Annotated in this window: 9 protein-coding genes; 5 read left to right on the forward strand and 4 right to left on the reverse strand. The window is 58.9% G+C overall.

Annotation, left to right across the window (positions count from 1 at the left end; translation table 11 throughout):
- The first annotated feature begins 21 nt into the window (after positions 1-21).
- On the forward strand, positions 22-573 hold the full coding sequence (rfbC, locus tag AC1D2R_RS03015) for a dTDP-4-dehydrorhamnose 3,5-epimerase (protein ID WP_477964581.1): 552 nt from the start codon (positions 22-24) through the stop codon (positions 571-573).
- 107 nt (positions 574-680) lie between these two features.
- Here the strand turns inward: rfbC and AC1D2R_RS03020 are convergent, their stop codons facing one another.
- From AC1D2R_RS03020 to AC1D2R_RS03030, 3 genes are all read right to left on the reverse strand, one after another.
- Positions 681-1442 (reverse strand): TylF/MycF/NovP-related O-methyltransferase, encoded by a 762-nt coding sequence (locus AC1D2R_RS03020; RefSeq protein WP_477964583.1) that lies wholly within the window; start codon positions 1440-1442, stop codon positions 681-683.
- Between the two features lie 153 nt (positions 1443-1595).
- Positions 1596-2264 carry an FkbM family methyltransferase gene (locus AC1D2R_RS03025; RefSeq protein WP_477964585.1) on the reverse strand — a complete coding sequence of 223 codons (669 nt, stop codon included), beginning with the start codon at positions 2262-2264 and terminating at the stop codon, positions 1596-1598.
- A gap of 428 nt (positions 2265-2692) precedes the next feature.
- Positions 2693-3919 (reverse strand): FkbM family methyltransferase, encoded by a 1227-nt coding sequence (locus AC1D2R_RS03030; RefSeq protein WP_477964587.1) that lies wholly within the window; start codon positions 3917-3919, stop codon positions 2693-2695.
- 119 nt (positions 3920-4038) lie between these two features.
- Between AC1D2R_RS03030 and AC1D2R_RS03035 the strand changes: the two genes are divergently transcribed.
- The 3 genes from AC1D2R_RS03035 to AC1D2R_RS03045 are packed head-to-tail and all read left to right on the forward strand — an operon-like array spanning position 4039 to position 7204.
- Positions 4039-4902, forward strand: coding sequence for an NAD-dependent epimerase/dehydratase family protein (locus AC1D2R_RS03035; RefSeq protein WP_477964589.1), 864 nt, complete (start codon positions 4039-4041; stop codon positions 4900-4902).
- Positions 4899-5975, forward strand: a complete 1077-nt coding sequence (locus tag AC1D2R_RS03040) for a radical SAM/SPASM domain-containing protein (RefSeq protein WP_477964591.1) — start codon at positions 4899-4901, stop codon at positions 5973-5975. The genes AC1D2R_RS03035 and AC1D2R_RS03040 overlap by 4 nt, the downstream gene beginning before the upstream one ends.
- Positions 5972-7204 (forward strand): glycosyltransferase, encoded by a 1233-nt coding sequence (locus AC1D2R_RS03045; protein WP_477964593.1) that lies wholly within the window; start codon positions 5972-5974, stop codon positions 7202-7204. The genes AC1D2R_RS03040 and AC1D2R_RS03045 overlap by 4 nt, the downstream gene beginning before the upstream one ends.
- Before the next feature lie 57 nt (positions 7205-7261).
- Here the strand turns inward: AC1D2R_RS03045 and AC1D2R_RS03050 are convergent, their stop codons facing one another.
- Entirely contained in the window at positions 7262-9223 is a 1962-nt protein-coding gene (locus AC1D2R_RS03050) for an O-linked N-acetylglucosamine transferase, SPINDLY family protein (RefSeq protein ID WP_477964649.1), read from the reverse strand.
- A gap of 381 nt (positions 9224-9604) precedes the next feature.
- Here AC1D2R_RS03050 and AC1D2R_RS03055 point away from each other — a divergent pair.
- On the forward strand, positions 9605-10095 hold a 491-nt coding region (locus AC1D2R_RS03055), incomplete at its 3' end, for a flagellin N-terminal helical domain-containing protein (protein WP_477964595.1).

Raw genomic sequence — 10095 nt, forward strand, 5'->3', positions numbered from 1 at the left:
CCCACATGAGGATGTTCGAAGGTGAACATAGAACCGCTCGACCTAACTGGCGTATTTTCCATAGAGATCGAAAGGCGTACGGATGAAAGGGGCTTCTTTGCGCGCACCTTCTGTGTGCGGGAGTTTGCCGACAAGGCGCTTGAAACGATGTGGGTACAGGCGAACACCTCATTCAGTTCCGCGAAAGGCACCGTGCGCGGGATGCATTTTCAACGCCCGTCGAAGGCCGAGGTCAAGCTCGTGCGTTGCGTTCGTGGCGCAGCACTCGACGTCGTCGTCGATATTCGAGCCGGGTCGCCAACCTATGGCCGCTGGATCGGCTATGAGCTGACGGCCGAAGCGCGCAACGCGATCTACGTTCCGCACGGGTTCGCCCATGGCTTCCAGACGCTGGAGGCGGATACGGAGCTGATGTACTTCGTGTCCGAGTTCTATTCGCCGGATGATGAGGGTGGCCTGTGCTACAATGACCCGCTGTTGGCTATCGACTGGCCGCTGCCTGCTGCGAACGTTTCTCAGAGGGATCTCGCCCACCCGTCGTTCGCCGCACTCCAACCGGTCGAACTGGACTGACCGCGAATCTTCGCGCGCGTTGGAAGCCTAATAGATCTCTCGATAGACAACGCCCGGTCGAAGCCGGGCGCCTGACTTTCTGACCGACGGGTGACCCCTTGTCGGTGTCACTCCTTGATGAGAAACGCTCCTGGCGCGTTTGCCCAGGGGAAACGGCGCAGCGGCGACCTGATGCCGCGCTCCTTGGCGAACTCATCCCATGCGAGGGTTTCGCCGGGCCACTTGCTCGTGGCGTATTCGTCAAGAACGATCACGCCGCCGGTGACCACGCGGTCCCAGCAGCGATCGAGCACGAGCTTCGTAGGCTCGTAGATGTCCACGTCGAGATTGATGAGGCAGAATCGTGCTTCCGGGTTTTCGTCAAGCCAGCGGGGCAGGGTCTGGTTGATGTCGCCGGTCACGATGTTCCCGCGATTGGTTGGCAGCACGCCGTCCTCATTATGAAGCTTCATGAGTTCCATGAATTCTTCGAGAAAGTTCTCCGAACTAAGGCCGCCCGGTGTCTTCTGAATTCGTGTATCGGTGTCTCCGTCCTGCTCTGCAAGGCTCGGGAACCCAGCAAAGCTGTCGAAGCCGAAGACCTTCTTGTGGGTCGCCGTCGGGGTGAACACCTCAAGGAACTTGTGCCAGCTGAAGAAGGACTTCCCGTAATATACGCCGAACTCGACGTAGTGCCCGGGCAGATCCTGAGTGAGCTTGAACAGCTCGTAGTGGGCGAGTTGGCGAATGAACGAGCGGCGGCTGGCGTAGACCGGAAAGAGGTCCATGTAGTGGCGAACGTCATGCGGCCATTTCTGTGTGATGGCGGCGAGCTTGGTGAAGTAGGAATTCTCGCCATCGGAGGGGTAGAAGAAGGTGTCGGTCTGCATCTCGGAATAACTCCGTTTGGGTGAATTTTGCGCGGTGATGTCTCACCACTGCTTGTCCGGGCGGGCCGGCCGGCCTCGAAATTGCTACGGCTGTGAGGGTGGAACGCGACGACATCGCGCGGGATATCCCTGACCCGATATCAACAACCTGCTCTACGCCTGATCAGCCCATGCGTAGAGCACGCTTTCCATAAACTGGGGCGAGTGGTGACGGAGCGCCATTTGGTATTGCGGAACCAGATCCTTGAGACGGATCGCGATTTCATGAATATCCGATGGGTAGTGGTACACGCATATCGCGAGCTTTGGCCTGAATTTAACGATGGTCTCTTGCGCGCCTTCGATCAGCGCCATCTCCATGCCCTCCACATCAGCCTTTATGAAGCTCGCCCGTTTGCCGCAGAGATAATCGTCGAGAGACTGGATTTGAATCCGGGTGCCGGCATTGGATGGTGAATTGTTCGTCTCCAATTGCAGGCTCTGCAGCTGTCCGCTGTGCGTCGCCGACGACATGGTGGCATTTCCTGCGCCCAGGCCGGCTCTGTTGAGATGGATTGCTTCTTGCGGAAGGGCCCATTCCTCCGATAGCCGGGCCACCCTCTTTGACATCGCCTGGAATTGCCGGTCGCCCGGTTCGAAGGCGTGAATTTCCTTGAACACACCGTAATGTGCCCATAAGAAGCGCTCGATGCTGTCGCCCGTATAGGCACCCGCATCGACATATGTTTCATTTTCGGCGCCGCAGAATCTTGGAAGGCAAAAATACTGGTCCTTCTCGAACATATCCTCGCAATAGCTGCGGTTTCCGGTGAGCATGACCATCAGTATCGACTGCAATACGTGCTGGGAACGCGCATCTGTGAAAAGGGGTGCCACGCCAGCGAAAGCGTCAAGGTGCCGGGCTGCGTAGTATCCATCAAATGAAACGTGCGGGACTGCTCGATCTGCAAGGTAGCGCGATATCGCCCCGATGGCATGCCGGGCTGTAATGAAAATGAGATCCGGACGAATGCTCTCAACGTCGTTGGACGCGTGAACCTTCACGCCGCAGACGACATCGCCTGCTTTTGCGGGGTCCCCGTCGAAGCACGCCACGAGATTCATTCCTTGCGCGATGAGCCACTTTGCCGCCCAGCGACCGAGGAAACCTGTGCCATAGATGGCGACGCGCGCGTCTGGCCTGCCTATGATGCCGGCTGAGGCGGCCGCAACAGCATCAACGGCTGGCATCAGTCTGTCCACTGAGAACGTCATACGGAGTGTCTTTCCTCGGGTATTGCATAGACGACCGCTCCGGTGCCGCACCATCCGTGCAGGCGCATGAGTACGCGGTAGCCTTCCAGGTTTTCCATCAGCCACGCGGGCGTGCGCCAAATGCCGTCGTCATTGTGATAGGTGGTCGCAGCGATGATCGGGCGATCCTTCGAGATCGTCTGCCGGGCGCCTTTCAGCGCGGACAGTTCTGCGCCCTCGAGGTGAAGCTTCATCAAGGTCGGCGAAAGCCCGAGGCTGTCGATTGTCGTGGTCGGCAGGAAACTCGCTCCCGTCGCCGCGATCTGGGAAGCGTAGCCGAGGCCACCGTGAAACGGTTGCGTGCGGCTTTCGGCGTCGAGCAAGGCATCGCATATCTGGATCCGGCCTGTAATCTCCGGTGGCAGCCTGGCGATCGTTTCCAGACAAATGCTGCGACTTGCGCCATCGGGTTCGATTGCGACGATCGAAGCGAACGCGTTGGCGGTTGCGTTCAGGAAGCGCAAGCTGACGTGGCCATGGTGCGCACCGGCGTCAAGAAAGGTCTCGTCCCGCGTCAGACACTGCATGATCTCGGGAATGAAGAACCTGTCATGGGTGGTCACCGGAGCCTCGGAGAATACCCATTCCTGCCTCAGCCGGCGCCAGGCGAGGAACTGTAGGTGGTGGGCGCGAGACGCATCGTCCGCCCATCGGTCCAGTACCCAGGTTGTTTTCGCGACGGTTTCGCCACAAAATGGCGCTGCGAACCAGCCGTTCGACAGCGGATGTCGATCACGGAAAGATTCGGCGATGTCGTAGAATGGAACGACATTCGCCCAACCGTCAGCCCTCAGGGCAATTTCGAGCGCGCGATAGGGGCTCGTAACGACACTGACGGCAAGCAGGGCGTTCGTCTTGAACTCCTGCGGCACGTCTGCAGGCGCAACGACGTTTAGGCCGCTCCACGCCGGGTTGGACGAGAGCTGTCCGGCGTTTCGATCGACGACCATGGCGATGTCGCAGCCGACGGCTTCGAGATGCGCTCGTGCGAGCAGGCCGAGTTCGCCGCCGCCGTAGAGAACGAGCGGTCGCCGGGGCATCGTGGGCTGTAGGTCAGCCACATCTGCTGCAATGTCGAGAAACAGGCGCTTTGCCAAGCGGCGGTCGCAGGCTCCGCCGATGTCTCGGGCCGGCGCGTCGTTGTTTGCCTCACTCGCCTGCGCTGCGGCTGCCCGCTGCTCCATTCCGTTCTCTCGGTCCCGTTGCTAGGTTCACACCGGCAAAAACCCTGATTCGGATTGTTCCAGATGCTCCCAAATTCACTAGCTCCAGTTATCATGCACTACCTTTCCCGGGGCTTGTCATGGCCCGCGTAGTCCTCACCGGCGCAACTGGCTTCGTCGGTCGCCAGATTCACAGGTCGCTCGCGAATGCCGGCCACGAGGTAAGGGTTGTGTTGCGTCCGGGATCGGAAGAGCGATTGATCATACCCGTAGATCCGGAGGTGCTGCTGACAAGCTGCGACCTCTTTGCCGAAAGCGAGGAATGGTGGCAGACCGTGCTGACTGGCGCAGATGCGGTTGTCCATTGCGCCTGGTACGTTGTGCCGGGGAAGTATCTGGATGCGGCGGAGAATTTCGATTGCGTAAGCGGTACATTACGCATGGCCCGAGGTGCGACCGCGGCGGGCGTCCGACACTTCATCGGAGTCGGAACCTGCTTCGAATACCGGCTTCCCTCGGAGGCACTGTCTGTCGACTCCGAACTATCACCCGCGACACTCTACGCGGCATGTAAACTTTCCGTTTACCATATGCTGACACAGTTCTTCACGAAGCAGGGAACGAACTTCTCCTGGTGTCGTCTGTTTTATCTCTTCGGAGAGGGCGAACATCCGGCGCGTCTGGTTCCCTACGTTCATGAACGGCTGGGCAAAGGGGAGGTCGCAAGGCTTTCCGCGGGAACGCAACGACGCGATTTCCTCGATGTGGTCCAGGCTGGGGCGATGATCGCCGATGTGGTTGCAACAGGTCAGTCTGGCGCAATCAACATATGTTCAGGTAAATCGACCACGATACGCCAACTGGTGGAGGCGATCGCCGATGAATACGGCAGGCGCGACCTGCTGGAATTTGGCACGGCGGCCATTCATCCATCCGATCCGGCCGCTGTCGTGGGTATCTGCAACGCTATCGTACCCAATCGCTCGCCGGAGGCGAATTCATGAAAGCCCAGTTGAAGCCGCGTATCAATCTAGACGACCGTACGCCGCTTGAGACGGTCATCCCGCTGTCGACGCCGTTTATCGTGTTTGTGGACCCGGCAAGTTCGTGCAATTTCAAATGTACCTTCTGTCCGACCGGCCACCGCGACATGATTGCTGAGACGGGGCGCTATCAGGGCGCAATGAAGTACGAGGTGTACCAGAAGGTCATCGACGATCTTGCCGCGTTTGAAAACCCGATCAAGGTACTACGCCTTTACAAGGACGGCGAACCGCTGCTCAACAAGCGCTTTGCCGACATGGTCGCCTATGCCAAGAAGAGCGGCTATATCGAGTACATCGACACCACCACGAACGGCACGTTCATAACGCCCGAGCGTATGGCGCCGATCATTGCGGCAGGGATCGACAAGATCAACATCTCAGTCGATGGCATGAACGTCGAACAGTACATGAAGTTCACGGGGTTCAATTTCAATTTCCCGAAGTTCGTAGAGAACGTCAAATGGCTCTACGACAACAAGGGCGACTGTGAAATCTCGATCAAGATCCCCGGCGAGCTGATCAGCGAGGCGCAGAAGCAAGAGTTCTTCGACACGTTCGGGGACTATGCGGATCGTATCTTCATCGAGAACTTCGCACCGTGCTGGCCGGAGTTCGACATCGAAAAGCATACCGGCGTGCAGATCACCCAGGGCATCTATCAGCAGGAGATCGGCAACACCGACACCTGCCCCTACATCTTCTACGGCTGCTCGGTGAACGCAGACGGTCTCGTCAGTTCCTGTTTCCTCGATTGGGGCCGCAAGCTGATCATCGGCGATGCGCGGACGCAGACGATGAAGGAGATCTGGAACTCCGACAAGATGAACAGCCTGCGCCTGCAGCATCTGGAGGGACGGCGCTGCGAGAACCAGACCTGCGGCAATTGCGGGCAGCTCACCCACTGCCTGCCTGACAGCATAGACGAGCATCGCCCGATGCTGCTCGAAAAGTTCAGGAACCTCGTCAACATCAACCCCAACGTTCCGGCTCCTGGCGGCGTGCGCGTGCCGTTCCCCATAGCCGCGGAATGAATATTCTTCATCTGACGCCGCACCTCGGTGGCGGCGTCGGCAAGGCCCACGCGGCGATAGCGGCCGCTGGTTCGCCGGATGTCAGGCGCACCTACTTTCTGCTCGAAGAGCCGCGTGATCGGCGCTTCCCGGCTCTTGTCAAGGCTGCCGGCGCGACGTTGATGACAGGCGGACCGGCCGAGCTTCAGGCCGCCGTCGAGGCAGCAGACGTCGTCCAGATCGAGTGGTGGAACCATCCGCGCCTCTATCAATGCCTCAGCGAATGGAGCCTCCCGCCGATGCGCTCCGTTGTGTGGGCGCACATCTCCGGTCTCTTTCCGCCCCTGCTTCCGGAGCGTCTCGCAGAGATGCCGGACCGACTGCTTTTCACCTCACCGTGCTCGCTGCAGGCAGAAAATCTGCGGAACCTTCCTCAGTCCCTGCGCTCGAGGCTTGGTGTGGTCAACAGCGGCTTTGGCTTTGACCCTGTTGTCCACCGCGTACAAAATCCCTCCCAGGCCGTCTATCTCGGAACTGTCGATTTTGTGAAGATGCACCCTGCTTTCTTCGAGATTGTCGATGCGGTCGACCATGAGGGTTTCAACGTTGCGATATGGGGGCAGTTCGACCCGAACGGCGAACCGGCGTCACGCGCTGCCTCCATGCGCCAGCCGGAACGCGTATCACTCGAAGGCGCGCATCAGGATCCGCAGTCGATGCTGTCGGAGGCGGGAATACTGGTCTATCTCCTGCGCCCGGATCACTATGGCACTGCGGAGAACGTCCTTATCGAGGCTATGTCGCTGGGCGTAGCGCCGCTGGTGATGGCCAATCCGGCCGAAATGGCTGTTGTCGAGGACGGCCGAACCGGGCTTGTCGCGTCTGACCCCGCAGACGCAGCCGTCAAGCTGGCCTGGATGCTCCGACATCCGGAGCACGTGGCGACCATGGGGTGTGCAGCGGCAGCGACCATTGGGCAAACCCATAGGCCTGCATCGTCGGCGCATGCTCTGCAGACTTGCTACGAAGAGCTGTTGTCGCAGCCAAAGCGTTCGGTCGATTTCACGACGTTTCTTGGCAGCAACGCTGCTGATTGGTTCCTATCGACGCAGACGCGCGGCGGTTCGGCCGCAGCGGCTGACTTCTCGTCATCCGGCGCGGCATCCAAGGGCAGCCTCGCGCACTTCCTGGCATGCATGCCAGACGACACAGCTCTCAGATCCTTGGCAAGAAAGTCCCGCCCTGTCTGAACCGCGGCATCGACGCGACGCTGCGGGAGCATTTGATAGGGCTCCCCGCAGCAGTCGTCAGCCAAAGTCGAAGAGCTTGTAGCCGCCAGTCTCGGTTGGCTCGACGATTGTATCTTCGGAGCTAAACTGTTCTTCACGGACCGGTCTCGCCGGCACGTCGATATGATCGGGATCGAGCCCCAGCTTGGCGCGGGCAACGACCATCTCGTATGCAGTTTCGATGTGGCGGCAGAAGCGCTCAGCGTCAAACAAAGGCTTGATGAACCGGTTGTCTGCAATCGTCTGCTTGAAGGCTTCGATGCGAGCGCGGTTTTGGTAAAGTTCCACGGCCAGGTCTTCATAGCCTTGTACGTCCGGAGCCACGAGTTCCGGTAGTCCGATCGCGCTGAGCAGGCTTTCGCTCACCCGTGAAGCGAAATTTGTGCCCTTGAGCGTCAGCACCGGCAGTCCGCCCCAGAGCTGTTCGGAGGTTGTGGTGTGACCGTTATACGGCCAGGTGTCCAGGGCAAGATCGGCAGCCTGCTGCCGGTCGATGTGCGTCTGGAAGTCGGCGCGCGGGCAAAAGACGACGCGTTTCGTCGCTATGCCCTGCTGATTGAAATATTGCTTGAGGTTCGCCTCGGCGGCGGGAGACATTGCCAATATCCACAGCACGCTGTCAGGTGCCCGCCGAAGGATGTTGCACCAGACGTCGACGGTCGCGGGCGTGATCTTGCGGCTGCCATTGAACGACGCGAACACGAATTTGTCCTCGGGCAAGCCAAACTGAGCGCGATCCATCGGGCGTGGTCGTGGCCGATGAACCGGATCGTTGGGCTGATAGGTGTCCGGCAGGCGGATGAATTTCTCATGGTAGTGTGGTTTGGAAGACTCGGGCAGAACGTATCTGTCGCCGATGATGTAGTCGAGATCCGTGTCGGGTGCACTGCCCGGAAAGCCAAGCCAGGAGACATGGATGGGGGCGACGCTATGGTTCAAGATGCTGTAGCGAGTCTCGAAGGTCGGGCCCTTCAGATCGACGAGAATATCGATGCCTTGCTCTCTCATCAGCGTGGCCGCTTCCTCGTCGGACATTCCTACGATACGCACGACATTGCCCCAACGGCTCCTATCTGCCTTGTTGCGGGCAAGGCCCTTCTCGTCGGTGTGGCAATAGAGCGTTACCTCGAAGCGGTCGCGATCGTGAAGTTCGAGTACTCGACGCAGGAGCTTCATGGTTGCGTGATCGTCGAAGAGGTCGTTCGACAGGTAGCCGATACGAATCTTGCTCGACCATTCGTGTGGGCGGCTTCTGCGCCCTGCCACTTGCGCCTCGCTAACGGGCTTGTGACGTCCCTTGGCCAGCCGGTTCAGCGCCTCGTCGCCACACCACTGTAGGACATAGAACTCGGTATCGTGCTGGAGGATGTCATGTTCGCCTTTTGCGAGCAACTCGTCCACCAGCCGCTGATGCCTCTTCACAGCAGTCAGATCGCAGACGGCGCGCCCGAAAATCAGAAACAGCATGCGCATCGACAGCACGTCGGGAAATCGCTTGAAAAGACTGCGAGCAAGGAAAGCCTGCGACTGGTCGTTCGGATCGTTTCTCAGCAATTTGACTGCCAGACGCGTATGCTCAACGTTGCCGCTCTCCGCAAGGATCTTTCGGAACGGGCTGAGCAGGTCGTCGCGACCCCGCTCCAGATAGATTGACGCAAGGATATAGGCGATATCGGCGTCTAGATGCCCCTGCGCCATCAACCGCAGCCCCAGGAGGAGGGCATCTTCCTCGTTGCCGCACTCAAAATGCAGCGCGGCAGCCCTTCGTATAAACTCGGTTCCGCTGAGGCCTCCCGCCTCTCCGGCAAGGGCAAATGCCCGGGCCGCATCCGCCTTCATCCCCAGTTGCAGCAGGGTTTTGGCGAGGAGCCCATAGGTCTTGGAATCCTTCTGAGTCTCCAGGAGTGTATTGAGCGTTTCCAGGGATTTCACGTAGCGCCCACTTTGGTAGTCTTTCGATGCTGCGGAAAACGAAACCATACTGTTCAAGGTCAACCCCGTTCAATCTTCAAGCTGTTAGCGCCCAACCGTATTCGCTGGAGGACATGCGATACGGATTGATGGCAATTCAATAGATACGCTTTCATATGAAGCTTGCCTGTAGCGGGTGCCGCAATTCCTGGGCTGCATGGGGTCGAGACATCCGCCGCGCATGGTCGCAATTGATTAACCATTTGTATCGGCTGAGGAAATCGCAGCTGCATTTTAATCAGTTCGCAAGACTTAGCTGCAAAATTGTTCTCCGACATGACGGGTTTGGTCCTGAAAAAAATCGACCAAGTAGCATGAAGCTGAACCGTCATTGCCGGTAAATAAGTCCGGTAATGTCCTCCATTGTATCTAGTTTTCGGGGACGAATCCATGACAAGCATCAATACTAACAACTCCGCAATGGCCGCTCTGCAGACGCTGCGCAACATCAACGGCAACCTGTCGAAGACACAGAACGCCGTTTCGTCAGGCGAGCGCGTCGGCAAGGCTGCCGACAACGCGGCTTACTGGTCGATCGCAACGACCATGCGTTCTGACAACAGCGCTCTGTCGGCTGTTTCCGACGCTCTCGGCATGGGCGCTGCCAAGGTCGATACCGCTTACACTGCCGTTCAGAGCTCGATCGACGTTGTCACCGAGATCAAGGCCAAGCTCGTTGCCGCCACCGAAGAGGGCGTCGACAAGACGAAGATCCAGGACGAAATCACGCAGCTCCAGGCTCAGCTGAAGAGCGTCGCTGCCTCTGCTTCGTTCAACGGTCAGAACTGGGTACAGAACAGCGTCGGCGCAACGATGAGCGTTGTCTCCTCGTTCGTCCGCGACTCCTCCGGCGGTGTTTCCGTCACCACGTCGAGCTACAC

Source organism: Rhizobium sp. P1_C7 (genome assembly GCF_056406295.1).